20 protein-coding genes and 1 tRNA gene are annotated in these 26,365 nt (G+C 60.3%); 8 read left to right on the forward strand and 13 right to left on the reverse strand.

Features of this window, described 5'->3' with window-relative positions; all coding sequences use genetic code 11:
* Nucleotides 1-2,994 (reverse strand): S8 family serine peptidase, encoded by a 2,994-nt coding sequence (locus RCAS_RS14300; protein ID WP_012121268.1) that lies wholly within the window; start codon nt 2,992-2,994, stop codon nt 1-3.
* Nucleotides 2,995-3,365: 371 nt separating this feature from the next.
* Here RCAS_RS14300 and RCAS_RS14305 point away from each other — a divergent pair, with 371 nt between their 5' ends.
* The 5 genes from RCAS_RS14305 (at nt 3,366) to groL (ending at nt 11,545) form a co-directional block, all read left to right on the forward strand.
* Complete coding sequence (locus tag RCAS_RS14305; RefSeq protein WP_012121269.1) at nt 3,366-8,291, forward strand: ExeM/NucH family extracellular endonuclease; 4,926 nt, start codon at nt 3,366-3,368, stop codon at nt 8,289-8,291.
* 604 nt (nt 8,292-8,895) lie between these two features.
* A complete protein-coding gene (locus RCAS_RS14310) occupies nt 8,896-9,129 on the forward strand; it encodes a DUF433 domain-containing protein (protein ID WP_012121271.1) in 234 nt (77 codons plus the stop codon).
* Nucleotides 9,126-9,500 carry a DUF5615 family PIN-like protein gene (locus tag RCAS_RS14315; RefSeq protein WP_012121272.1) on the forward strand — a complete coding sequence of 125 codons (375 nt, stop codon included), beginning with the start codon at nt 9,126-9,128 and terminating at the stop codon, nt 9,498-9,500. Before RCAS_RS14310 ends, RCAS_RS14315 begins: the two co-directional genes overlap by 4 nt.
* 104 nt (nt 9,501-9,604) lie before the next feature.
* A complete protein-coding gene (gene groES / locus RCAS_RS14320) occupies nt 9,605-9,901 on the forward strand; it encodes a co-chaperone GroES (protein WP_012121273.1) in 297 nt (98 codons plus the stop codon).
* Nucleotides 9,902-9,904: 3 nt separating this feature from the next.
* Nucleotides 9,905-11,545, forward strand: a complete 1,641-nt coding sequence (gene groL, locus RCAS_RS14325; protein ID WP_012121274.1) for a chaperonin GroEL — start codon at nt 9,905-9,907, stop codon at nt 11,543-11,545.
* A 137-nt stretch (nt 11,546-11,682) separates the two neighbouring features.
* Here the strand turns inward: groL and RCAS_RS14330 are convergent, their stop codons facing one another.
* From RCAS_RS14330 to RCAS_RS14345, 4 genes are read right to left on the reverse strand one after another with little or no spacing between them, the layout of a single operon-like run.
* A complete protein-coding gene (locus tag RCAS_RS14330) occupies nt 11,683-12,177 on the reverse strand; it encodes a c-type cytochrome (RefSeq protein WP_012121275.1) in 495 nt (164 codons plus the stop codon).
* Between the two features lie 28 nt (nt 12,178-12,205).
* Nucleotides 12,206-13,348: a sensor histidine kinase gene (locus tag RCAS_RS14335; protein WP_012121276.1), complete on the reverse strand. Its 1,143-nt coding sequence runs from the start codon at nt 13,346-13,348 to the stop codon at nt 12,206-12,208.
* Nucleotides 13,348-14,043 carry a response regulator transcription factor gene (locus tag RCAS_RS14340; protein WP_012121277.1) on the reverse strand — a complete coding sequence of 232 codons (696 nt, stop codon included), beginning with the start codon at nt 14,041-14,043 and terminating at the stop codon, nt 13,348-13,350. The genes RCAS_RS14335 and RCAS_RS14340 overlap by 1 nt, the downstream gene beginning before the upstream one ends.
* 33 nt (nt 14,044-14,076) lie before the next feature.
* Entirely contained in the window at nt 14,077-14,685 is a 609-nt protein-coding gene (locus tag RCAS_RS14345) for a DUF305 domain-containing protein (RefSeq protein WP_012121278.1), read from the reverse strand.
* Between the two features lie 192 nt (nt 14,686-14,877).
* Between RCAS_RS14345 and RCAS_RS14350 the strand changes: the two genes are divergently transcribed.
* On the forward strand, nt 14,878-15,489 hold the full coding sequence (locus RCAS_RS14350) for a Uma2 family endonuclease (RefSeq protein ID WP_012121279.1): 612 nt from the start codon (nt 14,878-14,880) through the stop codon (nt 15,487-15,489).
* 698 nt (nt 15,490-16,187) lie between these two features.
* Here RCAS_RS14350 and RCAS_RS14360 read toward each other — a convergent pair.
* From RCAS_RS14360 to deoC, 7 genes are all read right to left on the reverse strand, one after another.
* A tRNA-Lys gene (locus RCAS_RS14360) sits at nt 16,188-16,262 on the reverse strand.
* Between the two features lie 260 nt (nt 16,263-16,522).
* On the reverse strand, nt 16,523-16,822 hold the full coding sequence (locus RCAS_RS14365) for a DUF507 family protein (protein WP_012121280.1): 300 nt from the start codon (nt 16,820-16,822) through the stop codon (nt 16,523-16,525).
* Nucleotides 16,823-16,831: 9 nt separating this feature from the next.
* Nucleotides 16,832-18,439 (reverse strand): hypothetical protein, encoded by a 1,608-nt coding sequence (locus RCAS_RS14370; protein WP_012121281.1) that lies wholly within the window; start codon nt 18,437-18,439, stop codon nt 16,832-16,834.
* A gap of 2 nt (nt 18,440-18,441) precedes the next feature.
* A complete protein-coding gene (glgA, locus tag RCAS_RS14375) occupies nt 18,442-19,971 on the reverse strand; it encodes a glycogen synthase GlgA (RefSeq protein WP_012121282.1) in 1,530 nt (509 codons plus the stop codon).
* Between the two features lie 15 nt (nt 19,972-19,986).
* Nucleotides 19,987-21,063 (reverse strand): zinc ribbon domain-containing protein, encoded by a 1,077-nt coding sequence (locus RCAS_RS14380; RefSeq protein WP_012121283.1) that lies wholly within the window; start codon nt 21,061-21,063, stop codon nt 19,987-19,989.
* 197 nt (nt 21,064-21,260) lie between these two features.
* Nucleotides 21,261-22,232, reverse strand: coding sequence for a PAS domain-containing protein (locus RCAS_RS14385; protein WP_012121284.1), 972 nt, complete (start codon nt 22,230-22,232; stop codon nt 21,261-21,263).
* 175 nt (nt 22,233-22,407) lie between these two features.
* The gene (deoC, locus tag RCAS_RS14390; protein ID WP_012121285.1) at nt 22,408-23,154 is read right to left on the reverse strand and encodes a deoxyribose-phosphate aldolase; all 747 of its coding nucleotides are present in this window, start codon (nt 23,152-23,154) and stop codon (nt 22,408-22,410) included.
* Between the two features lie 451 nt (nt 23,155-23,605).
* On the opposite strand from deoC, the gene RCAS_RS14395 reads away from it, so the two are divergent.
* Nucleotides 23,606-24,754 carry a Gfo/Idh/MocA family protein gene (locus RCAS_RS14395; protein ID WP_012121286.1) on the forward strand — a complete coding sequence of 383 codons (1,149 nt, stop codon included), beginning with the start codon at nt 23,606-23,608 and terminating at the stop codon, nt 24,752-24,754.
* An 18-nt stretch (nt 24,755-24,772) separates the two neighbouring features.
* Nucleotides 24,773-25,690, forward strand: a complete 918-nt coding sequence (locus RCAS_RS14400) for a sugar phosphate isomerase/epimerase family protein (protein ID WP_012121287.1) — start codon at nt 24,773-24,775, stop codon at nt 25,688-25,690.
* A gap of 75 nt (nt 25,691-25,765) precedes the next feature.
* Here the strand turns inward: RCAS_RS14400 and RCAS_RS14405 are convergent, their stop codons facing one another.
* Entirely contained in the window at nt 25,766-26,338 is a 573-nt protein-coding gene (locus RCAS_RS14405; protein WP_085979104.1) for a sulfite oxidase-like oxidoreductase, read from the reverse strand.
* Between the last annotated feature and the right edge of the window lie 27 nt (nt 26,339-26,365).

The following is a 26,365-nucleotide window of genomic DNA, read 5'->3' on the forward strand; positions in this document are numbered from 1 at the left end:
TTACCGAGCCACGATCCCCAACCAGACGGCATACGGCGCCGGACGCATGGCCGCCTCCGCCATAATTGTGGCGTTTCTGCGGCGAGGATCACTGCTGATCACTGTGACCGTGGTGCGCAGGCGCGCGCCCTGCGGTGGACCCTGCCAGCGATAGGCGAGCCTGAGCGTGGCGCTGTCGCCCGGCGCTACGGTTCCCCGATCCGGCGCCACTTCCAGCCACCCCTCCGGGCTGAACTGCGGTCGGAACTCGATGGCAAGCCCTGGTGTGACAGGGGTATCGGCGCCACATCCGATCCGCTGAACCTGATTCATGGTCTTCTGAACGCCAACGCTCAAGCGCTCCGGGAGCGCGCTGAGGTCGGCGTACTGAAACACAATCCGTCCATCACGATGGAGAAGCGCCTGAAACGTGTATCTCTGATCCGGCGGACCCTGCGCCAATGGCACATCCTCGAAACTGACGACGAATGTTGCGTTGCTGTTGACGGTTCCGTACCGCACCTGCCCGCCACGCGCGGGATCAAGGTCGGCGCGGAAGGGCGCCAGCAGGTAGAAGAATGCTTCGCTCCCCGGCAAACAACGTTCGACCAGACCGGTATATGAGGAGGGCCAACCAAACGAAAGCGTCCCATCCGATGTGACCGACGTTTCAGTGACGGTGAGGGTGTAGAGTGGAAAGTCGAAGCCCAGGGGGATGTTGTCGATCCGGGTTGTATCGGTCAATTCGAGCGTCGGCGCATCAACGGGCAGGTCGATCCACTGATAGACCGGTCCGCCTGGCTCATCACTGCGATAGACCCCGAATGGCGCATATCCGACGCTGGCTTCAAAAGTCAAAGGACGGGTACCGGTATTGGTTATCGTTACGGTTTGCTCGACGGTGGTGTTGAAATCGAGCGTAGCCGTCACATGGTCGGTCGAAAGGGTCAAATGCGGCGCATCGAGCAATAATCCAAAATCGACCGATCCGCTCACCGGTACAGTAATCACACGCTGCTGCGGCGCATACGAGAGTGCGGACGCCGTCAACGTGTAAACGCCCGACGGCAGGATGAGAGCGTATGATCCGTCATTGGAAGTAGGCGTGCTGGCGCCGCCGCTGACGCTGACTGTCGCGCGCAGCGCTTCGCCGGTCTCGGCATCGCGCACAATGCCGCCGACGATGGTTCCCGAAGCGATCACATTCATGGTCACCTCAACGGTCGCTGGCGGTTGGGTCAGATCACCGGCATATATCTGAATGCGCGCAGTATAGGTCCCCGGCGCAGCAACGCCGTTGGAGTCGAACGTCACGTCCAGCGTTGCATTCTGACCAGGATTGAGCGTTACCGTCGTCGGTGAAAGGCGCAGCCACGGCACATCGACGCGCGCTCGCGCAACCGCCGCATGGGCGTCGATCAAGCCCCAACCATACACATGATTGCCGCCGCCGGATACGACGCCACACTGTTCATCGGCTATTCTGCGCGCTGTGTCGCGCAGGATGGCGTAGGTCGACTCAAAATCGCCGATCAGAGCCGGGTTTGCCGAATAGAGCAGTGCCACAACCCCGGCAACGTGGGGGGCTGCCATCGATGTGCCGCGCAGAGTGGCATACCCGTCACTGAGGTGTGTTGAGTAGATGCCGCCCTCCCCCGGAGCGACGAAGTCCGGCTTCATGCGACCATCGGCAGTCGGACCACGCAGGCTGAACGGGGCGATGGCGTCGTTGCGGTCGGTGGCGCCAACAGCGACGACATCGGCATAGTCGCCGGGGGATGCGATTGAGCGACAGACGCCCATGCCGTTGCCTGCCGCAAAAACGGGAAAGATGCCGGCCGCGCGCCAGGCGGCGGTATATCCGGCATACCACGGGTCGTTGCCGCCGCCCGCCCACGAGTTGTTGACGATCAACGGGCGCAGATCGGGGCGCGGATTGCGGTCGTGGAGGTCAGTCGGCGCCAGGACCCACTGCGCGGCGGCGATCAGGTCACTTTCGTTGCAGAATGATCCTTCACACCCCTGCGCAGCAATCCAGCGCGCGCCGGGAGCAACGCCAAACCGCTCGCCTCCGATGCGCCTGCCGACCATGATACCGATGGTATGCGTTCCATGACCGCTCTGATCGTTCGGCGCAGGGAATGCCCCTTGCGGATCGTACCAGTTGTAGTTGTGGTCGTATGCGCCGTTGCCGAGCGCACCGCGATACTGATCGCGCAGCGCCGGATGACTGAAAAGCCCGCCGGTATCGATGGAGGCGACCGTCACGCCCTGACCGGTGATGCCAAACTCGTTCCACACACGATCTGCGCGGATGGCGCGAATATTCCAGCACATCGGATTGCCGTCTGCGCTACAGCGCGTATCGAGGCTGGACGGCAGCGTTTGCAGCGCGACCATGATACTTGCGTCGGCGCGCACCAGAGCAACGTCAGCGCGCTGCTCCAGCGCCTGCGCATCGGCGAGCGCACCTTCCACCTGAATGGCGTTGACGACCCAGAACGGTCGATAGGTCAGACCGCGCGCCGTCAACTCGGCGCGCAGGGTGCGTTGTGTGCGTTCAGCGTGTTCTACCAGCGTTCGGTAGACGAAGCGCCCACGTTCTGACCAGTCGGTGATGCCATATGCGCTGCTCAGGTCCGCCTGATCGCGCAAATAGATAATGAACGAACCCTGCGCTGCGGGTTCGTCGAGTTGCGCCGCCAGACGCGGATCGAGCGTGTGATCTTGCTGCGGCAGAGGGACGCTTGCGGGACCGATTGCATGCGCCATCGCCAACAACGGCTGCGCGCGCGCTTCATAGAGCAACGCTGTGACAGTCGTCGAACCGAGGTTGGTGATCGTCAGTGGTCGCGTGACCTGTTGACCCAATGGCAACGTTTCGCTGATCGTGATCGGAGAGGCTGTGAGAATGCCTGTTGCCTGAATGGTGAATCTGTCAGTCGGAACGATGAGCGCTGCAATCAACAGAAACGCAGCGATGAACAGGCGTAGACTGGCAGCGCGACCCGACATGAGACGATCCTGACGCGAGAATGATGGTGTCGAGCGCGATCAGCATACCATCTGGAGAGGAAAAGTGTCAAGAAATCGTTTCTGAAAATATCGTAATACGGTTAACCGGAGCACTTAACAATTTCTGGCTGTGTTCTTAACCCGCTTCAGAGTATAATCGCACCGAGCCAAAGTCTCTCCAGAAGATGACCGCTCTCACTGCCGGCGGATTCGTTGTGGTTGGGGCAGGTCTGCAACCGACCCCCATGGTGATCACCGTGATCTCCGTGGCTATTCGAGCAGTGAAAAGCGCCGATGGTCGTGGTCTCAGACCAGCCCGACGGTGATCACCGTATCGCAAGACAAGAGAAGGAGGAAGGAGAAAAGTTCGTATGGTTCTATCCCGCCATCACCCACCGATGACGCTGCGCCTGCTGCTGGCGCTGACCACGCTGGCGCTTCTGCTCACCAGCGCACTCGTTGCGCCGCAGCGCGCCGCCGCTACGACGACGATCATCACCCAGTGGACGTTCAACTCAAACCCACCTGACGGCAATACCGCCACCGGCACGACCATCCCAGCCATCGGCAGCGGGACGGCGTCGCTTGTCGGCGGCACAACCGCCACCTTCGCTAGCGGGGATGCCAGCGGTGGCAGCACCGACCCGAATACCGGCGATGACTCGGCGTGGAACACGACCACCTACGCCCCCCAGGGAACCGAAGACCGGCAGCGCGGCGCGCAGTTCGCAGTCAGTACCGTGGGCTATGAGAACATCTCGTTCAGTTTCGACCTGCGCCACAGCAACACCGCCGCCAATGCCGTCGCCCTCCTCTATTCGACCGATGGCGGTATGACGTTCAGCGAAGCCACAACGTTCACGGCGACGGCTGGCGATGCGTGGTTCAACAATCGCGCGTTCGATTTCAGCGGCATCCCGGCGCTCAACAACAATCCCAACGTCGTCTTTCGCGTGGTCGCCGCGTTTGCGTCTGGAAGCAGCGTCTATGCCCCGTCTAATCCAGGAAGCACCTATGGAACAAGCGGCACGTTGCGCTTCGATATGGTGACGGTGCGCGGCAATCCGATCAGCAGCGCCACACCAACCCCTTCGCCAACGCCGGAACCGACGCCGACTCCCGTCGCGTGCAGCGCCCCCGACACGCCGATCAATCAGGTGCAGGGGAATGGCGCCACCACACCCTTGAGCGGCACAGTCGTCACCATCCAGGGCGTGGTCGTCGGCGACTATGAGGGGCCTGCTCCCAACCTGCGCGGCTTCTACCTCCAGGAGATCGCCCAGGTCGATGCCAACCCGCTCACTTCTGAGGGCGTCTTTGTCTTCAACGGCAACACCAACGCCGTCAGCCTCGGTCAGGTCGTCCAGGTCACCGGCGCCGCCACCGAGTTCCAGGACCAGACCCAGATCGGCAATGTGACCGCCATCGAGTTCTGCGGCGGAACCGCCACAGTCGCTCCGGTCGATGTCGTGATGCCCTTCCCCAGCGCCGATTACCTCGAACGCTACGAGGGGATGCTGGTGCGCTTCCCGCAGACCCTCTATGTGACCGAGCACTTCCAGCTCGGGCGCTTCGGACAGGTCGTCATGAGTTCGGACGCGCGCCTGCGTCAGCCGACTGACGTCGTCGATCCCGGTCCGGCGGCGCTGGCATTGCAGGCTGCCAATGACCTCAATCGCATCATCGTCGATGACGAACTCAACAACCAGAACCCCGATCCGATCCGCTTCGGACGCGGCGGCAACCCGCTTAGCGCCGGCAATACGCTGCGCGGCGGCGATACTGCGACCGGCATCGTCGGCGTGCTGACCTACACCTGGGCTGGCAACCCCGCCAGCGGCAACGCCTATCGCCTGCGTCCAATCAACGCGCTCGGCGGCGGCGCGCCCAACTTCGTCGCTGCCAATCCGCGCCCCGACCTGCCGCCCGCTGTCGGCGGCGACCTGCGCGTGGCGGCGTTCAATGTGCTCAACTACTTCAACACGTTCAGTGGGTGCACCTTTGGCGTCGGTGGACCCCCCGCCGACTGTCGCGGCGCGGAGAACGCGACCGAGTTTACGCGCCAGAATGCCAAACTGATCCCGGCGTTGCTGCGCCTCGACGCCGATGTGCTCGGATTGATCGAAATCGAGAATGACGGGTACGGGCCAACGAGCGCGCTGGCGGAATTGGTCAACCGCCTGAATGCCGCCACCGCGCCGGGAACGTATGCCTTCATCGATGTCGATGCTGCCACCGGGCAGACGAATGCGCTCGGCACAGATGCGATCAAGGTGGCGATCCTCTACAAACCTGCCGTGGTCACTCCGGTGGGTCAGACCGCCGCACTCAACACGGTGGCGTTCGTGAACGGCGGCGACAGCGCGCCGCGCAACCGACCGGCGCTGGCGCAGACCTTCCGCCACCGCGCCACTGGCGAGGATGTGACGGTGGTAGTGAACCACTTCAAGTCGAAGGGCAGTCCGTGCGACGCGCCCGACGCGGGGGATGGCGCGGGGAACTGCAACATCGTGCGCCGCAACGCGGCGCAAGAACTGGTCGCGTGGCTGGCAGGGAACCCGACCGGAACCGGGGACAACGACATCCTGATTCTGGGCGACTTGAATTCCTACGCGCAGGAGGACCCGATAGACGTGCTGCGCGCAGCGGGGTACACCGACCTGGCGCAAACGTTCATTGGCGACGAGGCGTACTCCTACGTATTCAACGGGCAGTGGGGGTATCTGGACTATGCGTTGGCGTCGCCGTCGGCGCTGGCGAAGGTGAGTGGGGTGGTGGAGTACCACATCAATGCCGACGAGCCGAGCGTGCTGGACTACAACACGAACTTCAAGAGCGCGGGGCAGCAGGTGAGCCTGTTTGCGACAGACCAGTACCGCACCTCGGACCACGACCCGATCCTGGTTGGGTTGAACCTGAACGATCCGATTGCGCTTTCGGCAGTGGCGACCTTCGGCGCAGATCGCGGGATCACCGGCGCCGAGATTATCGATATTCGTGGCGATCGTGCCGTGTTGAGCAACGCCGATGCGGGCACAGTGTACGTTCTCGACACCACCGATCTGCTCAACATCCGGGTGCTGGCGACTGTTACCGGACTGACCGGGTTGAACGCTGTCGCCATTCATCCGACGCAGGATTACTTCCTGGCAGTCGCCGGTTCGGCAGCGCCTGCGGCTGCGCCGCTCAATGGCGCCGTCTTCGCCTACCGATTGGACGGCACAATCATTGCCAGCGCGACTACGGGCATCCAGCCCGACTCGGTCGCCATCTCGCCAAACGGGCAGTACGCGGTGATTGCCAATGAAGCCGAAGGATTTGCCGTCGGCGACAATGGCGGGCCCGGTTCACTGACGGTGGTGAACCTGAGCGGTTTCGACCCGGACAGCTCAACGTCGCTGAGCGTGGCACAGATCGCGCTGCCGTCGCTGGCGAGCACACCCGGTTTCACGCTCAACCGCACCGATGACATTGCCCGGTTGCCGATTGACAACACACCGGCGACGCTGGAGCCGGAGTCGGTCACGTTCTCCGCCGATAGCCAGTACGCTTACATTTCGCTCCAGGAGAACAACGGCGTAGCGCGCCTCAACCTTGTGGACAATAGCCTGACGTTCTTTGGGCTTGGGCAGGCGACTCACGTGTTTGATACGGTCAACGGTGGAGGCTTCAATCCGACCCGATTGTTAAGCCTGTTCCGCGAGCCGGATGGCATTGCGTTCATCGAGATCGGCGGCAACGGCTACGTTGTCACGGCGGACGAAGGCGACACCCGCGACGACGTTCCATCCGGCGCAATCAGCGGGCGGGTGCGCGGCGGACGCACAGTGAGCGTCTTCGACGCGACAACCGGCGCGCTGGTCGGCGATAGCGGCAATCAGATCGACGCGCTGGCAGCGCGGTATGGCATCTATCCCGATAGCCGCAGTGATCGCGGCGGCGCTGAGCCGGAGGTGCTGGACGCAAACGTCTTCGGCGGGCGTGTCATTGTTGCTGTTGGTCTGGAGCGCGCCAATGCTATCGCGCTGGTGGACATCACCAACCCGGCGGCGCCAAACGTCTTCCAGATCATCCCTGCCGGCGCAGCGCCTGAAGGGGTCAAACTGGTCGAACGCAACGGCACACTGTACGCGCTGGCAGCCAACGAAGCCAGCAACACGCTGACGGTGGCGCGCGCGCCGCTCGGTGACGTGCTCTTCACTCAGACATACACCGAAGAGACGCCGCTCGCGCTCCACGATCCATTTGTGATTGACCCGGACTCAGCGCCGGTCACGGTAACGCTGAGCCTTTCTCCGGCGACTGCGGGAACGCTCAATACCGCTGCGCTCAACGGTACACCTGCCGTTGTGAACGCGGCGCTGGCGAACCTTGTCTTCACGCCGGCGCCGAACAACGCCGGTCCGGTGACGATCACCGTCAATGCTACCGATGGACGGACCGAAACCGGTGGACTTATTCTATTGAGCGGCATTCCCACACCGCCGGTTACAACCGCCAGCGTCAGCGGACCGACCACGCCGCGCTGCCCGGCGGACTGCTTCTTCGGCAGCGCGACCGTCTCCCTGACGACCGATGAACCGGCGACGACGCAGTATCGGGTGAATGGCGGTTCGTGGCAGACGTACACAGCACCTTTCGCAATTACAACCGAAGGAACAAACCTGGTCGAGTTCTTCTCGACCGACGAGTGGGGCGCAGCTGAGAGCGTAAAGTCGATCACGGTGAAGGTTACAACCTTCCCGGCAACCGGCATCCTCGACGCCTTCAATCGCGCGAACGGGCGGCTTGGTCGCAGCTGGACCGGTGCGACGCAACTCGACCAGTATCGTATCGCCGGGAACCAGGTCGATGTCGAGAAAGGTGGCGCGGTGCTGTGGAGGACACAGTTCGGCAACGATCAGGAAGCGTTTTTCACGCTGACGAGCATCGACCCGAACAGCCCGCATCACACGCTGTTGCTGAAGGGGCGCGGCACGAACGCAACGCAGGGCGCCATTCTGGTTTCCTACGATGCAGTGAATCGCCAGATCGTGGTCGAGGCGCTTCAGCCAGGGCAGGGATGGCGCACGGTGCGCATCTTCCCGAACATCACGCTCAACGCGGGAGATGTGCTCGGCGCGCGCGCGCTGACGGACGGCTCGGTGCGGGTCTACGTCAATTGTGAACTGATCGGCGTGGCCGACACAACCACCGTAGTTGGCAACTTGTATGTCAACCGCGGCGGTCGCATTGGTCTGTTCTACCACCAGGCAAGTAACGCGACGCTCGACGATTTCGGCGGCGGCAATCGGTAGGAGGGCCCACGGATAGGGGCAACCAATGGTTTGGTCGTGATGCCCCGTCACATCCGTTCGTTCGGGTAGGGGCAGGTCCCCGTGCCTGCCCCGAATTGGTCCTCGCCAGAGCACGGCGCTCCAGGTTGGGGCGCCCACAGGGGGTTGCTCCGACCATAACCGAACCCGGATCAGGGCGCCCACAGGGGGTAGCCCAAACAATAAGACAATCACAGGAAGGCGAACCGAATTTGTCGTTGCCGGATGTCGTCCATCGGTTGAAGACGATGACAACCAAATTGTATGCGGATGGTGTTCGACAATCGGGTTGGCCGCCGTTTCGCAGTCGTCTGTGGCAACGCAATTATCATGAACATATTATCCGAGACGACAATGAGTTAAGCCGTATCCAGCAAGACATCCTGGATAATCCTGCGCGCTGGGACGTTGACCGTGAGAGTCCGGCGGCTGTGACTCCAGAGCCAAAATGTAGACGGGAGCAATAATCGCGCTACCGTCTGACAACTCCCGCCTGTTCCTCCGTCAGTCGGCGCCGTTTGCGCCACCGGGCAGGGTAAGTATAGAATGTAATCTATCGCTAGCCATCGAGTATTAAGGTACGGGGATGATAGATAGAATCGTAGTTGATCCGAATATTCACTTCGGTAAGCCGTGTGTGGCAGGCACACGGATCACAGTCCAAAGCGTCCTCGAACTGCTTGATGCAGGGCTTTCGTTTAACGAGATTATTCAAAATTACTACCCGGACCTTCAGATTGATGATATCCGGGCGTGTATCCGATATGCTATCGCCCTCGTAGCGGCTGAGGATGTTCGTCTTACGACTACATCGGCATGAAATTTCTGCTCGATCAGGACGTATATGCAGTTACTGCCCGCTTTCTCAGCAGTTTGGGACCCGATGTCGTTCCTGTGTCTCACATTGGACTTTCGCAGGCTCGCGATGAAGACTTGCTCAAGACCGCTCAAGAGCAGAACCGGATATTTGTGACGCGTGAGCGGGACTTTGGCAATCTTGTGTTTGTCAAAGCATTGGGTGCAGGAGTCCTGTACCTTCGCATATCGCCCTCTACGCAGAATGCCGTTCACAATGAACTCGAAAGGGTCTTGAACACATATCCCGAAGAAGAGTTGAAAAAAGCGTTTGTGGTCATCGAGCCGGATGGGTACCGATTCAGAAGACTTCCAAAAGAGGGTTTGAAACATTAACACATCACCAACACTCCGCTTACGCTCCTCTAACACTCTCCCGTTATAGAATCTCATGTCATTCCCCGACAAACCGATACGCGATCCGGTAAGGAGGCACAACTATGCACGTCCAACCATTGGGCGATCGGGTAGTTGTCAAGCCCAAACCAAAAGAAGAAAAGACCAAGGGCGGTGTCATCCTGCCTGATACAGCAACGAAAGAGCGCCCCATGCAGGGCGAAGTCATTGCAGTGGGACCGGGGCGGCGCACCGATGACGGGAAGCTGATTCCGGTGAGTGTCGAGGTCGGTCAGCAGGTTCTGTTTGCCAAATATTCCGGCACCGAGTTCAAGATTGACGACGAGGAATATCTGATACTCCAGGAACGCGATCTGCTTGGCATTATCCAGGAGGCATAGTCTATGGCGAAACAGATTATCTTCAACGAGCAGGCGCGCGCAGCGCTCAAGCATGGTGTCGATACCATGGCGCTCGCTGTCAAGACCACCCTCGGACCGCGCGGGCGCAATGTGGCGATGGGGAAGAAATGGGGTTCTCCGGCGGTGACCCACGATGGCGTAACCGTTGCCAAGGAAGTCGAGCTGAAGGACCCCTTCGAGAATATGGGCGCCCAATTGCTCAAGGAAGCCGCCAGCAAAACGAACGATGTCGCCGGAGACGGCACGACGACCGCAACCGTCCTGGCGCAGGCGATGATCGATGAAGGGCTGAAACTGGTGGCAGCCGGCGCTAATCCTATGATCCTCAAACGCGGTCTCGACAAGGGACGCGAGGCTCTGGTGGCGCGCATTAAAGAGCAAGCCATCTCGTTGAAGAGCCGTGACGAAATCCGCCAGGTGGCGACGATCTCTGCGCAGGACCCAGAGATCGGCGAGTTGCTGGCGACAATCATGGACAAGATCGGGCACGACGGCGTTGTGACGATTGAAGAGGGCAAAGGCACAACGCTGGAGTACGAACTGGTCGAGGGTATGCAGTTCGACCGCGGCTACATCTCACCCTACTTCGTCACCGACTCGAGCCGCATGGAGGCAGTGATCGACGAGCCGTACATCCTGATCACCGACAAGAAAATCAGCGCTGTTAATGATCTGCTTCCCGTCCTTGAAGCCGTACTGGCGACCGGCAAAAAAGACCTGGTGATCATCGCCGAGGATGTCGATGGCGAAGCACTGGCGACACTGGTGGTCAACAAGATGCGCGGTACGCTGAACCCGCTGGCAGTGAAAGCCCCCGGCTTTGGTGATCGCCGCAAAGCCATGCTCCAGGACATCGCCATCCTGACCGGCGGCACGCTCATCAGCGAAGAAGTCGGGCGCAAACTCGATAGCGCCAAAGTGCAGGACCTTGGCCGCGCCCGCCGGGTGAAGTCGGACAAGGACAATACCGTCATTGTTGAAGGGTTTGGCGACAAGCAGGCGATCCAGGCGCGCATCAGGCAACTGAAGCAGCAGATCGAAACCACAACGTCGGACTATGACCGCGAGAAGTTGCAGGAGCGCGTTGCCAAGCTGTCGGGCGGCGTGGCGGTGATCAAAGTCGGCGCACCGACCGAACCGGCGCTAAAGGAGCGCAAGGCGCGCGTCGAGGACGCGCTGAACGCAACCCGCGCGGCAGTTGAGGAGGGCATTGTGCCTGGCGGCGGCGTTGCGCTGCTGAATGCCATTTCAGCGCTCGATAACGTCCAGACGCAGTTCGAGGAAGAGCGCATGGCATTGAACGTGTTGCGGCGTGCGCTGGAAGAGCCGCTGCGCCAGCTGGCGATCAACGCCGGTGAGGATGGCTCAGTGGTAGTGAATCAGGTGCGAACCTTGCAGCGTGAGCACAATAATCCGCACTACGGGTTTGATGTGATGACCGGCAACTATGTCGATCTGATGCAGGCAGGCATCATCGACCCGGCGAAAGTTGTGCGCAGCGCGCTGGAGAACGCCGTCAGCGTCGCAGGCATCGTCCTGACAACCGATGCGCTGATTACCGAAGCGCCGGAGCCGAAGAAGAACGGCGCACGCACGCCGTCGATGCCGGATGAGGAGTTCTAAAGTCGAACATTTCTGCTCTGAGCCGTATGTGAAGGCCGGAGAGCGCGGCGCTCTCCGGCTCTTTTATTTCTGTTTGCCTATATTCGCCGCGCGGCATCATTCCACAACGTGAGCAGCAGGGGCATCGTTTTTTTTCCTCAGCCGCCTTGCTGTGTCAACCGACGCTGAAATTCCTGTACGTCTGGAGGCCAGGCGCTTTTAATATACTCCAGCACCATCCAGATCTGATCGTCGCTCAACACGGAACCAAATGCCGGCATGCCGCTGACGTACCCTTGCGGAGCAACGCTTTGCCCGCCTTCCTTTGTTATGCGAAACAGGAAGTCATCGGGATGGTGCCAGGTGTGACCCGTTGCATCATGCGGCGGCGCCGGCATGCTGCCGTTGGGTAAGGGTTGTCGCCAGTTTGGTTGCCCTTCGAGATTGACCCCGTGGCAACTGGCGCAGTACGTGACATACAACTCTCGTCCTTCACGGTTTCTGGCAGAACTGATCGGAGCATCGGTCGAAGAAGAACCCCGACTCGTCAGCGCCGCTCCAACCACTACGCCGATCAGGATGAGACCAAACATCACGATGCCAGATGTCCGTTGCGATGGCAACCGTTTTTTTTGGACGCGCTTTATATGCATGGTTTTCAGATAGGCTCCCCTTTCGAGTTCACGTCCCGATCAGGCACCGATGCACCGGCAACGTAAAGGTGAAGGTTGCGCCGCGCCCCAGCCCCTCACTTTCACCCCAGATGCGCCCGCCATGCGCTTCCACCAGCGCCTTGCAGATTGTCAATCCTACCCCTGTCCCGCCGGTGGTGCGGGTCCGTGATTTGTCCACACGATAGAATCGCTCAAAGAGGTATGGCAGGTGCTCAGCGGCAATGCCCGATCCAGTATCACGAACCTGAAACCAAATAGTCCGCACGTCTGTCCAGACAGTTATGTTGACGTTTCCGCCCGCCGGAGTATGCTGAAGCGCATTGCCAAGCAGGTTGATCAACACCTGCGCCACCCGATCAGCGTCAGCCAGCGCCGGTGGCAGATCGAGCGGAAGAGTGCAGGTGAGTGCAACGCCTTTATCATCAAATTGCGGTTTCAGGCGCGCCATAGCACGATCAACCAGCGTAGCAGGCGCCATCGGCGCCAGACGGAGCGGCAGTTGCCTTGCTTCGGCGCGTGAGAGTTCCTGCAAGTCGGCGACCAGTCGCCGCAGCCGTCCCACCTCATCGAGAATAAGCGCCCACGTCTCACCATTGGCAGTCACCACGCCATCCAGCACACCTTCGGCATACCCTTCGATTGTCGCCAGCGGTGTGCGCAACTCGTGAGCAACGTCGCCGATAAGCGCCACCCGACGACGCTCGGCGTGTTCCAGGGTTTCCGCCATCAGATTGAACTGCTGCGCCAGTGCAGCAAGTTCCTCGCTGCCGGCTGGCGACACACGTTCGTGATAGTGCCCGGCTGCAATCCGCTGACTGGCACGCAGCAGATCCTGGATCGGCAGCGCCACCCGGCGCGATACCACCAGACTGACCGCGACTGCAACTCCAATCGCCGCTCCGCCGCTGATAACCAGCGCCTGAATCATAGCCGCCTCGAATACGGCATTCGTCGCGCGCTCCATTTCCGCCATCACAGGGTCGGTTGTCCATGTGGCGTCGGGTCCGAGCCAGGCGACCATCAACCGATCATGCAGGGTATGCGCCGTAAGCAGGGTAACAGCCAGCAGGGTGACTGCGCCGGCAACAATGACCAGCACATGCGCCAGAAAGAGGCGTCCATACAATCCACGGAACCTGGACAGCGTCATCACGATGCGTCTCCAAACCGATAGCCTATGCCGCGCACCGTCATGATGAACGTCGGTCGCGTCGGATCATCCCCCAGTTTCTTCCGCAGATTGGCGATATGCACATCGATAACGTGATCATCGCCAAAGTAGTCGTTGCCCCATACCCGCTCGATCAATTGCGCGCGGGTAAAAACACGACCAGGCGCCGAAGCCAGGACGCTGAGCAATGCATACTCCAGATTGGTCAGTTTGAGCGGCTCGCCCGCAAGCAACGCTTCATGACGGGCAACATCAATCGTCAGCGGTCCAGACTGCACCAACAGCGGCGCCGGCTCGTCGTCAGCATGGCGGGGACGACGAAACATCGCACGTACCCGCGCTACCAGTTCGCGCGGTGAGAACGGCTTGGTGAGGTAGTCGTCGGCCCCGATCTCCAGCCCGACGACGCGATCCATCTCCTCGGCTTTCGCCGTTAGCATCAGCACGTAGGCATCCGAGAATGTGCGCAGCCTGTGGCATACTTCTAGCCCATCAATGCCAGGCAGCATCAGATCAAGGATGATCAGGTCCGGTTGTTCGCTGCGCGCCAGGCTCAGTGCCTGTACACCATCACGCGCCTGCACGATGCGAAATCCTTCGCGTTCCAGGTAGCCGCGCAACAAATTGCGCAGACGATCTTCGTCTTCGACGATCAACAACGTTCTTGCTATCATTATTGTTACTGGCTTCAGAAATCCTTCGCGGCACTATTTGTTGGTATCCTCGATACCATACCACGCTTTAAGCCAGGTTCGCATTTGGGCGATTTCTGCGTCCTGCGCCGCAATGATGGACTGCGCCAGATCCCTGATTTCCTGGCGCTCCGCACGCTGAAGCGCATCGCGTGCCATGGCGATGGCGCCTTCGTGGTGTGGAATCATCGCTTCGATAAAACGCCGATCGAACGGCGCCGGTCCATCGGCGACCATCATCGGACCCATTTCCATTCCCATGCCAGCCGTTGGTGCAAGATCAGGATACCACGCCGCGCGCCACGAACGCATCTGGTCTATTTCGTTCTGCTGTGCGCTGATGATTGCCTCTGCCAACTGCCGAATTTCGGGACGTTCAGCCGATTCGAGCGCCTGCCGCGCCATAACGATGGCGCCTTCGTGATGCATGATCATGCTATCGATAAAGAGCGCATCATAGGGTGTTTCATGCATACCCGGCATCATGGTCGAATGATCCATGCCGGACATGCTCGAAGGCGTCGAAGCGCTCGATGGAGCGGTCACCGTCTGCGGCGCGCTGCTGCACGCGGTTGCCAGCGCAGCGAGAAGAACAATCAGACTGATCGATCCAATCCGTGGCATACGATATTCCTCCAGCATCGATTCTTCACGATACCGCAACAATGTACCCCATCCAGATCAAGGTATGCTCTATCCATGCTCAAGATATGGTCAAGAAATCGGCGGTGGAAGCGGTTGCGCCAAACAATTCCACAACGCGCTATCGCCGTGGTAGAATAGAGAGCATAGTCACACCGCGCGCAAGGAGGATCGATGACGACCGTCACACCATTTCCCGCTGTGCCGTCGCTACGCTCAATCGATACCGGCTGGAACTATGAGCGCTGGTCTGCTCTACCAGATGATGGCAACCGGTATGAAGTCATCGACGGAGTCCTGTTTGTGACTCCTGCGCCGAGTTTTTTTCACCAATGGATCGTTCGCCAGATCGTGCTGCTGCTGGTGGAGCAGATTGACCGTCTAGGCATTGGTCTGACCGCATGGGCGCCGATTGGTGTGCGTATGCCAGGGTGTGATCCGGTGCAACCCGACATTGTCGTTGTGCGCAATGAGGATCGCAGCATGATCTATGATCGCCGCATCAATGGCGTGCCTGCCTTAATCGTTGAGGTGTTGTCGCCATCCAATCCCGAGACCGATACAGAAATCAAACGTGCAGCATATGCGCGTGCCGGGTTGCCGGAGTACTGGATCGTGCGCCCGGCTGAGCGCGATGTCCTGGTATGCACCCGTCCCGATTCGGTTGTTGGCGATTTCCTCGAAGTCTTCACCATTGCCCCTGATGGCACGCTTTTGTCACCGACACTTCCATTCCGCGCCCAGGTCGCCGGCTTCTTCGCAGGTTCGCCGGACGAAACGCTTTAGGGACGCTTTCCTGGGGCGTGGCAGCGAGCAGACACAGAGACTTGTCCCTGTAAAGGCGGGACGTTCAGCGGCGGCGCATCCATCCTCCGGCGGATGCTGGTAATACCAATGACAATTGAAGATGCCGCATGCTTGTCATTCCGAGCGCAGCGACTTGTCATTCCGAGCGCAGCGACTTGTCATTCCGAGCGCAGCGACTTGTCATTCCGAGCGCAGCGACTTGTCATTCCGAGCGCAGCGACTTGTCATTCCGAGCGCAGCGACTTGTCATTCCGAGCGCAGCGAGGAATCTGCGCGGGTCGCGCACGACCCCTCGCGCTGCTGGGGGTGACCATGCCGGATGGTCACAGGTCATTGGTATAACACCCCCTCATCAACCGCAAACGAAGATCGTCAGCGCGGGGCGTCCGCTGGAGATCATATCGTGCAAACGAATGTCCCACCTCACTCAGGAGTATGGGCAGATCGACAGAAACTGACAGATGGTGCGCCTCATCCTCATCGGAAACAGACTCAGCATCAGCGCCCTGACAAAAGAGCAGAACAGAACCTGCGGGTAGGCGGGATGCTGCGCCCTTTGATGGGCAGCGTGGAGATACTGCCACCTCCCTGGAAGCGGTAACGCCAATTCATACGCGACTTTGATGACCTTTGTGCATGGTAGTAGAGGGAGGGAGGGTTCTATCAACAAGAGAAAGTGGTGGGCCGGGTGGGGATCGAACCCACGACCATCGGTTTAAAAGACCGCTGCTCTACCTCTGAGCTACCAGCCCGCATGGTTGGCGAACCCGCTCTTCTATTATAGCACGTTTTCCAGGTATGGAGTGGAACACGGATACGCACCGATTGAGACGGATACGCGCGGATCAGATCAGGCGCGTCACAGGAACGCCATCCCGCAATCGCGCTGTGCCTTCGGGTGCGATCCACACCGGCCCGACGCGCTCTGCAGCACAACCGCCACGCCGCCGGTCACGCCGGAGAGAAAGTTCTACTGGACGCGCCGCCTCATCCCATATAACCGTCACCTTCCTCACAGAATATACCCCCGTTTGCGCGCCACCTCTTCCTTATGCTTACGGAAGAGCACATCACGCTCAGTGCCTTTGATTTCGCGCGAATAGGTGCTCAGAATGCGCTCGACTTCGGCATCGATCTCTTCTTCGACTTTCAGATCGGCGACGATAAAATCGTAGATCGCCTTGACGCGCGCAGCCCGCCCCATCCCCGGCGGTGTGCCGCGCGGGTTCTTGTACATCAGCAGGCCGCGCTGCTCCAGTTCGTCGTGCAACCGCTCGGCGATCCGGCGGATTTTGTCTTCGCTCAGGCGCATGGCAGGCTCCTACAGTTTCACCCGACCTAACTCGGCTTCCAGACGGCGCACGAGCGTGCGCAGCGCCTTGACCCGTGCAAATCGCTTATCCTCGGCTTCGATAATCGTCCACGGCGCAGCCGGCGTCGAGGTGCGCAACAACATCTCGTCCGCTGCTGCCTCATACTGTGGCCACTTCTCGCGGTTACGCCAGTCCTCTTCGGTGAGTTTCCAGGCTTTATACGGGATCGACTGCCGTTCCTCAAAACGCCGCAACTGCTCTTCTGGACTGAGATGCAGCCAGAATTTTACGACAATTGTACCAAACTCGACCAGTTGCCGCTCGAATTCGTTAATCTCGGCATAGGCGCGCTGCCACTCCTCCGGACGGGCAAACCCCTCGACGCGCTCCACCAGCACCCTCCCGTACCACGAGCGATCAAAGACAGCAATCTGACCGCGCGGCGGCAACCGGCGCCAGAAGCGGTAAAGATAATGGTGCGCCTTATCGTCGCCGGTCGGCGCGGCAATCGCATGCACCACATAACTGCGCGGATCGAGCTTCTCGGTAATGCGCTGAATCGTTCCTCCTTTCCCGGCAGCATCCCATCCCTCGAAGACCACAACGACCGGACGCTTCTGGAGATAGACCTGAAAGCCAAGCAGTCGCAGTTTGGCTTGCAATTGGTTGAGCTTCCGGCTGTACTTTCGCGGATCGAGACGCTGGCTCAAATCGACGCGCCGGAGAATGCTGATGCCGGTTGGCAGCGGCGATACGCCGGCAGACACCCCTTCGGGTGCGCCATTGCCAGAGGTGAACATCGGGCGCGCACCGCGGGTGCGCAACACATCGAGGCTGCGACGGAAGGAGGCGCCACGCGAGTCGAGCAGTTCTTCGCGACTTTCGGCATCCACGTCGATAACCGGTCGCCTCCCAATGCGCGCCTCGAGCGCACTCAGGATCGCCTCGAACGCCGCCACGCGCGCATAGTGCCCGCAGGTCGCCGGAATGATGATCCAGGGTGCATACGGAGTATCGGTGCGGGCAATCATATCCTCGACCACATCGCGCACCCGTTCGTAGTGACGATGTTGCCACAGGTCCTCCTCGGTCACCTGCCAGGCAGTCGTTTTGTCACCAAGCAATTTCTTGAACCGACGCCCTTGCTCACGCTGTGAAATGTGCAGCCAGAACTTCAGAATCACCGCACCATCATCCGCCAGTTGGCGCTCGAATGCGCCGATATCCTCACAGCGCGCGCGCCAATCGGCGACGCTCAACTCGCCCCGCACCCGCTCACCAAGCACGTGGCGATACCACGAGCGATCAAAAATCGCAATCTGACCATAACTCGGAGTCTTCAGCCAGAAACGGTAGAGCCAGGGATACTGCATCTCATACGTGCGCGGCGGGGTGATCGAATAGACGCGCAAGCCGCGTGGATCGAGCCGGCGAGTAATAGCGCTGATGGTGCGCACCTTGGCGGCGCCAGCCCACCCCTCGAAGGCGAACAGCGCCGGAATGCGCGCTTCGAACAACGCCTGTTCCATATCGTACAGGCGCATCTGGAGATCAACGAGGCGTTGACGATAGTCGCGCTTGCTGAGCGTGAGCGTCAGATCGACCTGTTCGAGCATGCCTACATCCCCCGTTTGCGCGCAATCGCCTCACGGTACAACTGCACGTACTCTTTCGCGCTACGTTCCCACGAAAAATCCTGTGCCATCGCTGCCTGGATCATCTGCTGCATATGGTGCGGTCGGTCGAAGTAGGTGCTGATCGCCCAGCCAATGGTGTAGTAAACCGCATGGACACTCGGTTCATAGAACTTGAAGCCGGTGCCGGCGCCAGTGTGTTCATCGTACTGCTGCACAGTATCTTCCAATCCGCCGGTCGCGCGCACAATCGGCAACGTACCGTAGCGCAACGAGTACATCTGGTTCAGTCCACATGGCTCGTAGCGCGACGGCATCGCAAAAAAGTCGCTGCCCGCTTCGATCCAGTGCGACAGTTGATTGTCGTAGCCGATGAAACTGCCGACCCGACCGGGAAAGCGCACCGGCAGCAGACTGTAATACCCCTCAAGCCCTTTGTCGCCAGCGCCGAGAATGGCAAACTGCACCAGCGCATTCTGCACCAGACCCTCGATCGCGCCTGCTAGCAGGTCAAGCCCCTTCTGGTGCGCAAGACGGCTGACCACGCCGACAATCGGGATGTTGGGGTTGGGATCAAGCCCCATCCGCAATTGCAGTTCGCGTTTGCAAATTGCCTTGCCCGCCAGATTACCGGCGCTGTAGCGCGCCGGAATGAGCGGATCGGTTTCCGGATTCCACTGCGTATAATCGACGCCATTGAGAATACCGCGGTAGGCGCTGCCGCGATCATTCAGATACATCGCAAGCCCATGCCCGCCTTCGGGAGTGCGAGTTTCGTTTGCATAGGTTGGGCTGACGGTATTGAGCATATCGGAGTACTGAATACCGCCTTTAAGAAAATTGATCCGCCCGTGATCCTCGAACTTATCGGGCGTGAAGTTACTCCACTGCAACCCCAGGTACGGATAGTGCGACGCATCGTACACACCCTGATAGGCGATATTGTGAATGGTCAGGACGCTGGCTGCGCCGCCGAGCACCGGATGGTTCCAGTGCCAGATTTTGAGGTACGCCGCCGCCAGCGCGGTCTGCCAGTCGTGGGTATGCACAATGTCGGGGCGAAAACCCATATCGATACAGAGTTGCAATCCGGCGCGGGTCAGAAACCCGAAGCGGCGTGGATTATCGAGATAATCGTTATAATCAGCGTCGTGGTACAACCCCGGACGCGCAAAATACCGGTCGAACTCAATGAAAAAGACCGGCACGCCTTCGTGCGTCGTCGTATGCACGGCGCACCATTCCTCGGTGTCGCCCATCCAGACACCCATCGGCGCCAGGAAGGGGCGAATATCGTAGCGTTCACGGTTGATCATGCCATACAGTGGCATGATCACAATCACGTCGTGCCCCAGCGCGCGCAGCGCCTTCGGCAATGAACCAACAACATCCGCCAATCCCCCGGTTTTCGCAAACGGGACGCATTCCGATGCGATCATGGCAATCCGCAACGCCGGTCCTTCCTGCTGCGAGGCGGCAGCCTGCGCTGCACGAGTGCGTTTGGGTCGTGGCATGCGTGTGCTTCTCCTCTATCCTTCAATCAGGGCGATCTGACTGCGACGGAAGGCGATCACGGCTCGACCGCCGCCATACGGATGCGCGTTGCGCTCGAAGAGCGCGCCGTCGTACCCTTCGCGATCCAGCCACCATTCGATGATCGCGTCCGTGTTCATATCGAGACCAAGGTCTGTCGCTTCCTGGACAATCCGCTGCTTGAGACTCTTCCAGGCGGGCGCGTCGCACACGAGCGGACGAAACATCTGCACCCGGTAGAGCCGACCCACTGCCCCACCCAGTCGCAACCAGGCGCCCAGCGGCGACACTTCGAGCAACGGAATGCCGCGCCCGACGGGAGTGCGCTGTTGCGCACTGTTAGGCATGCGAAACCATCCATGGACTTCCCCCTGCCGCGCCCAGGTTTCCGCCTCCTTTGCAGACATCCGGCGGACGGTTTCGGGAACATCCGAAATACGGACAATCCGTGGCGGCGCCATGATCTGAATCTGCGGCACAGGCAGATCGAAGCGCGGCGCCGTTCCCTCAACCCACCAGGCAGCCATCACGTCCATCGGCGGATCGGCGCCGATCCGGTAGCGAAATCCGCGCCGGGTGCGCCCTTCGTCAGCGTGCGCCCATGCGCCGATCTGCACCAGCAAACGCATAGAGTGCGCCGCCCCCGGCGCCGCGAACCACATGCGCTCGACCGTAAAGCGCACGAGGGTGCGATTGGTTCCATCGGCAGCCCATGCCTCACTGCATTTCTTCCAGCCATGCGCGATCAACCCGCTCCATCCGCCGACAATCGCGCGCAATGGCGCATACACGGCGACGATAGCATCAGGACCGGGCAACTCAGGCGCGAACCACAACCCCGGTGGCGCCGCTCCTGACGATGGCAGCTTGACCGTGCCGCCGATGACCGCCTGCTCCGTGCGGGCATTCGCCAGGCGCACGGTGGGTCCGGTCACTGCATGCGGGTGATCGGTCGATTCGCCGTGCGGAGACGGCTCGACCGGTTGACCGCACTCGATGCAGAAGCGCGGATTGCCAGGGGGTAAATCCGCGCCGCAGAACGCGCAGAAACGACGGATAGCAGGTGCATTCATACCGACGTATTATACGCCCTGAAGATCCGCGCCGAGTCAACATGGGGCAGGGATCGGGACTCCACGTTTGTCGCACCCGGAACTGTCATTTTGTGCCAGCGCAATGCGAAGGCGGGTCTGAGAAACCCGCCCTGACGCTTGTATCGCTTGCTCCATTCCTCGTTTTCGGGCGCGCACAGAAGCGAACCGCAGCCGCGCTACCGTTGCCGCCGGAGCGCATACGCGATACCGCGTTGCAACGAACTGTGCGTTTTCAGCGCACTCAGATCGGCGCCGATATGCACCAGCGTCTGCGCGACTTCAGGGCTGATGCCGGTCAGGATAACGTCCGTCCCCAGCAGCCGTGCCGACTGCGCCGCGCGCACCAGCGCTGCCGCAATCTGCGTGTCGATGACCTTCACCCCGGTAATGTCCAGCAGTGCAGTATGCGCACGGTACTGCGCAATGCCGGTCAGCAGGGTTTCCATGATCTGCAAGGCGCGCGTACTTTCGACCGTTCCGACGATCGGCATAACGACCACGCCATCCGCCACGGGAATGAGCGGCGTGGACAACTCACGAATCGCCGCCTGTTGCGCTGCGATCAGCGCCTCGTGCTCCATGCTCTGGCGCTTTGCTTCCAATGCCTCCTGCTGATCGGTCACATCGTGGCACAGGACGAGCACCCCCCAGATATGCCGGTCCCCATCCTTGAGTGGAAGTTTCGATGTGAAGAAGATATGCTCTTTGCCATTGAGCGTTGCAACATCGCGCGGAATGATCAGGGGTTCGCCGCTTTCCATCACCTGACGATCATCAGCCCAGAATCCGCGAATGCCGCGTTCCGGATCGCCCTTGACATTGTACTCTGGAAATCCCAGTTCGATGTCGTCCTTTCCCAGCATGTCGTCGGGATGCATCTGGAGCGATACCGCATACGCCTTGTTGACGAAGCGATAGCGATGGTTGCGATCCTTGACGAACACCCAATCTGGAATGTTGTCGGCAAGTGCGCGCAGAATGCCCGCAGCACGCTCATTGCTGTCTGCCCGGATGCGCAAACGTTCCATTTCTGCCGCATCACGCGCCATCTGCTGTTGGAGATCGCTGATTCGCCGCTCAAGTTCCAGCATATGCGCATCCGATTCGTGAGTTTGAGAAACCGGGCTGCCTGCATTGCTCTGCGTCATGGGGGGCGCTCCTTGCGTCTGAAGAGAGAGGGACCTGATACGTTCGACTGCGAATCTATCGCCAGGCAAGTATAGCAAACCCCGGTGCGCATTCGTATGACAATATCGACGCGAAATCGTGTCAGTATCGCAACGGTAGCGCCGAACGTTCAACGCGCAACACCTGTTCCCTTGCTCAGTACGCCCCCGGCATCATCGGCGCTGCTGCACCTTCGCCGATCACCGGCAACCCCTTGCGTCGGCAAAACTCATCGAGGATGGCGGCGGTCGCCGTGGCGCCGACCCGCGTAACCCCAACGCGCAACACGTCGATCAGCGCATCAAGGGTGCGCACACCGCCCGCTGCCTTCACCTGCACCCGTGGTGAAACGCTGCGCCTCATCAGGATCAGGTCGGGAATGGTGGCGCCAGATGGCGCAAAACCGGTCGAGGTCTTGACAAAATCCGCCCCCGCTTCCTCCGCCAGGCGCGCGGCGCGCTCCTTCTCGGCATCGCTCAGATAAGCGTTCTCCAGAATGACCTTCACCAGCGCCCGACCTTCGGTGGCAATGACAACCGCGCGAATGTCTTCGCGCACCTCGTTATCGTGACCGGAGCGCAGCCAGCCAATATTGATCACCATGTCGAGTTCGACAGCGCCCTGTTCAATCGCCAGGCGCGCCTCGAAGACTTTGGCGGCAGTTGCACTGCTGCCATGCGGGAAGCCGACCACCGTACCAACCGCCACATCGCTGCCTGCCAACAGGCGCGCCGCCAGCGGCACATCGCACGGTTTGACGCAGACCGACGCGGTATGGTAGCGTCGCGCCAGATCGCACCCGGCTGCGACTTCCTGAGTCGTCAGTTCTGGACGCAAAAGCGAGTGGTCAATGGTTTTCGCCACCTGTTCGTAAGTCAGGGTCTCGAGCGAGATGTCGGACATGGGAAAGTCTCCTTGCGTTACAGCAGTTATTGTAAGGCGCGAATGCGCGGGTAACGTCTGGCTTGAGTACCGGCTTCGACAGGTTCAGCCCGTGCTCGCTGCCAGAAACAGGCATGGCGCGAAAGACTGTGGGGCGCGTCCCTATCCGTTCAGATCTATCTCAATACCAATGACCTGTGACCATCCGGCATGGTCACCCCGAGCAGCGCGAAGGGTCGTGCGCGACCCGCGCAGATTCCGCGCTGCGCTCGGCATGACACGCATGCGGCATCTTCAATCGTCATTGGTATCAATCCATCCGAGTCCGTGTGCGATCCTATGCCATGCTCCCTGGAGCGAACAACCGATCTCCGCCACGGCGATTGTACCACGACACACTGGCCATGCTTGACAGGAGACGTCTATCGCGGGAAAATCAGGCGTCACTCATCGCCTGACAGTGAGGTGCTCTATGACAGCGATCGCCGCCGCCGTGGTCGGAACCGGGTTCATCGGCGTGGTGCATGTCGAAGCGCTGCGTCGGCTTGGCATCCCGGTGATCGGCGTCGTCGGCTCGAGCGTGGAACGCGCCCGCGCCAAAGCCGACGCCATGGGTCTTCACGTGTACGCCAGTTTCGAAGAGATGCTCGCAGATCCGCGCGTGACGGTCGTCCATATCACCACGCCCAATTACCTGCACTTCCCGCAGGTCAAAGCCGCAATCGCCGCAGGGAAGCATGTGGTCTGTGAAAAGCCGCTGGCAATGACCTCCACCGAGTCGGCGGAACTGTTGCGGCTGGCAACCGAGGCTGGCATTGTCCACGCCGTCAACTTCAACATTCGCTTCTACCCGCTCTGCCAGCATGCCCGCGCGCTGGTGCAGGCGGGCGAAACCGGCGCAACGCGCATTATTCAGGGATCATATTTGCAGGACTGGCTCATGCGGCCAACGGATTGGAACTGGCGACTCGAACCGGAACTCGGCGGTGAATTGCGCGCCGTTGCCGACATTGGTTCGCATTGGCTCGATCTGACGACATTCATCACCGGCGAACAGGTGAGCGCCGTCATGGCCGACCTGGCGACATTCATTCCGGTGCGTCGCAAACCAACCCGACCGATCGACACCTTCACCGGCAAGGAAGTGACTGCTGCCGAGACAATCGATCAACCGATCCACACCGAAGATTATGCCAGTATTCTGCTGCGTTTCGCCAGCGGAGCGCGCGGCGTTCTGACGGTGTCGCAGGTTAGCCCAGGGCGCAAGAACCGGCTCAGTTTCGAGATCGACGGTGAACGCTCATCGCTGGCATGGGACTCGGAGCGACCAGAGGAGTTGTGGTTGGGGCGGCGCGAGACCGCCAGCGGGCTGCTCCTGCGCGATCCGGCGCTTCTCATGCCCGCAGCGCGCGGCACAACCGACTATCCCGGCGGGCACGCCGAAGGTTTCCCAGATACCTTCAAGCAACTCTACAAAGCGGTCTACCGCGCCGTTGCCGCCGGCGCGCCGCCTGCTGCGCCCGACTATCCGACATTCGCCGACGGACACGAAGAACTGCTTTTGGGAGAAGCGATCCTGCGCAGTGCGCGCGAGGAGCGCTGGGTAACGATTGATCGCTGATACACTGGAGGAACAGGCATGAAACTTGGATTCTTCACCGCTGCGCTACCGCACCTCTCACTCGAAGAATGCGCCGAATGGGGCGCCGCAAACGGCTTCGAAGCCATCGAGATCGCCTGCTGGCCCGCCGGTTCGGGTAAAGAGCGGCGGTATGCTGGCGTCTGCCACATTGATGTCGAATCGCTGACCGACGCGCGCGTGGCTGAGATCCGCGACCTCATGGCGCGCACGGGGCTGACGATCTCATCCCTTGGCTATTATCCGAACAACCTGCATCCCGACCCGGAGCATCGCGCACAGGTCAATGCACATCTGAAGAAGGTCATCGACGCCGCGAGTAAACTTGGCGTCGGCGTCGTCGGCACCTTCATCGGACGCGATCAGACGAAAAACGTGCCCGACAACCTGGAGCAGTTTGCCGTCGTCTGGACCCCGCTGGTGCGATATGCGGGCGAGCGCAACGTCAACATCGCCATCGAAAACTGTCCGATGATCTTCAGTTACGACGAGTGGCCCGGCGGAACCAATCTGGCGCACTCACCGGCGATCTGGCGCGAAATGTTCCGCATCATCCCGGACGAAAACTTCGGTTTGAACCTCGATCCGTCGCACCTTGTCTGGCAGATGATCGACTACGAGCGCGCCGTCTATGAGTTCAAAGACCGCCTGTTCCATGTGCATGCCAAAGACATGGAGATCAACCGCGATGGATTGTACGCGCACGGCGTTCTGTCCGCCGGCATGGGATGGCAGATTCCGCGCCTGCCGGGGCTTGGCGAGGTGCGCTGGGATCGGTTCATCGCCGCGCTCTACGCCGTCGGCTACGACTTTGTGCTGAGCATCGAACACGAGGATCGCAAATTCGAGGGAACTGAAGAACTGGTAAAGCGTGGCTTCTTGCTGGCGCGCAACGTCCTGCGGCCATACCTCGTATAAGCGGTTGCACCCGTATGTCGCCGAGGGCTTCCGCTCTCGGCGACAAAGACGCATCAGCATTCCACCGGAAAGCGCCTACTCCTCGGCGTAGCGCTCTTGTTTCCAGGGGTCCGCGTTATTATGGTATCCGTAGCGCTCCCAAAAGCCGGGGCGATCATTCGCCATAAACTCAATGCCGCGCAACCATTTGGCGCTCTTCCAGAAATACTTGCGCGGCGTCAGCAGGCGCAGCGGATAGCCATGCTCCGGCGTCAACTCTTCACCCTCGTATCTGTACGCCAGCAGCGCATCGTCCTCCAGCAGCACATCGAGCGGCACATTTGTCGTAAAGCCGTGCTCGCAATGCGCCATGACATACCTTGCCGACGACGTGAGCGGTGGGATGCGCCTGAGAAACTCTTTGAACTGCACGCCTTCCCAATGCGTATCAAGCTTGCTCCAGCGCGTCACACAGTGGATGTCGGTTGTAATCGTGATCGTTGGCAGAGCGCGAAACTCTGCAAAACTGAAACGCACCGGCGCCTCGATTTCGCCCCAGACGCGCAAGTCCCAATCCTTCTCGACATCGTGATAAATCGGAACCTCGCCATAGTGCAGCACCGGAAACTTCTCGGTGACATACTGACCGGGTGGTACGCGGCTTTGCATGCGAGCGAGAGCGCCATCCCGTTTTAT

This window comes from Roseiflexus castenholzii DSM 13941 (assembly GCF_000017805.1).
GTDB lineage: Bacteria > Chloroflexota > Chloroflexia > Chloroflexales > Roseiflexaceae > Roseiflexus > Roseiflexus castenholzii.

Coding starts and splice junctions, on each gene's coding strand:
- RCAS_RS14395 (WP_012121286.1), top strand. CDS start 23,606: ATGACAGCGATCGCCGCCGCCGTGGTCGGAACCGGGTTCATCGGCGTG.
- groES (WP_012121273.1), top strand. CDS start 9,605: ATGCACGTCCAACCATTGGGCGATCGGGTAGTTGTCAAGCCCAAACCA.
- RCAS_RS14350 (WP_012121279.1), top strand. CDS start 14,878: ATGACGACCGTCACACCATTTCCCGCTGTGCCGTCGCTACGCTCAATC.
- groL (WP_012121274.1), top strand. CDS start 9,905: ATGGCGAAACAGATTATCTTCAACGAGCAGGCGCGCGCAGCGCTCAAG.
- RCAS_RS14380 (WP_012121283.1), bottom strand. CDS start 21,063: ATGAATGCACCTGCTATCCGTCGTTTCTGCGCGTTCTGCGGCGCGGAT.
- RCAS_RS14385 (WP_012121284.1), bottom strand. CDS start 22,232: ATGACGCAGAGCAATGCAGGCAGCCCGGTTTCTCAAACTCACGAATCG.
- RCAS_RS14315 (WP_012121272.1), top strand. CDS start 9,126: ATGAAATTTCTGCTCGATCAGGACGTATATGCAGTTACTGCCCGCTTT.
- RCAS_RS14305 (WP_012121269.1), top strand. CDS start 3,366: ATGGTTCTATCCCGCCATCACCCACCGATGACGCTGCGCCTGCTGCTG.
- glgA (WP_012121282.1), bottom strand. CDS start 19,971: ATGCCACGACCCAAACGCACTCGTGCAGCGCAGGCTGCCGCCTCGCAG.
- RCAS_RS14405 (WP_085979104.1), bottom strand. CDS start 26,338: ATGCAAAGCCGCGTACCACCCGGTCAGTATGTCACCGAGAAGTTTCCG.
- RCAS_RS14345 (WP_012121278.1), bottom strand. CDS start 14,685: ATGCCACGGATTGGATCGATCAGTCTGATTGTTCTTCTCGCTGCGCTG.
- RCAS_RS14340 (WP_012121277.1), bottom strand. CDS start 14,043: ATGATAGCAAGAACGTTGTTGATCGTCGAAGACGAAGATCGTCTGCGC.
- RCAS_RS14370 (WP_012121281.1), bottom strand. CDS start 18,439: ATGCTCGAACAGGTCGATCTGACGCTCACGCTCAGCAAGCGCGACTAT.
- RCAS_RS14365 (WP_012121280.1), bottom strand. CDS start 16,822: ATGCGCCTGAGCGAAGACAAAATCCGCCGGATCGCCGAGCGGTTGCAC.
- deoC (WP_012121285.1), bottom strand. CDS start 23,154: ATGTCCGACATCTCGCTCGAGACCCTGACTTACGAACAGGTGGCGAAA.
- RCAS_RS14300 (WP_012121268.1), bottom strand. CDS start 2,994: ATGTCGGGTCGCGCTGCCAGTCTACGCCTGTTCATCGCTGCGTTTCTG.
- RCAS_RS14310 (WP_012121271.1), top strand. CDS start 8,896: ATGATAGATAGAATCGTAGTTGATCCGAATATTCACTTCGGTAAGCCG.
- RCAS_RS14335 (WP_012121276.1), bottom strand. CDS start 13,348: ATGACGCTGTCCAGGTTCCGTGGATTGTATGGACGCCTCTTTCTGGCG.
- RCAS_RS14400 (WP_012121287.1), top strand. CDS start 24,773: ATGAAACTTGGATTCTTCACCGCTGCGCTACCGCACCTCTCACTCGAA.
- RCAS_RS14330 (WP_012121275.1), bottom strand. CDS start 12,177: ATGCATATAAAGCGCGTCCAAAAAAAACGGTTGCCATCGCAACGGACA.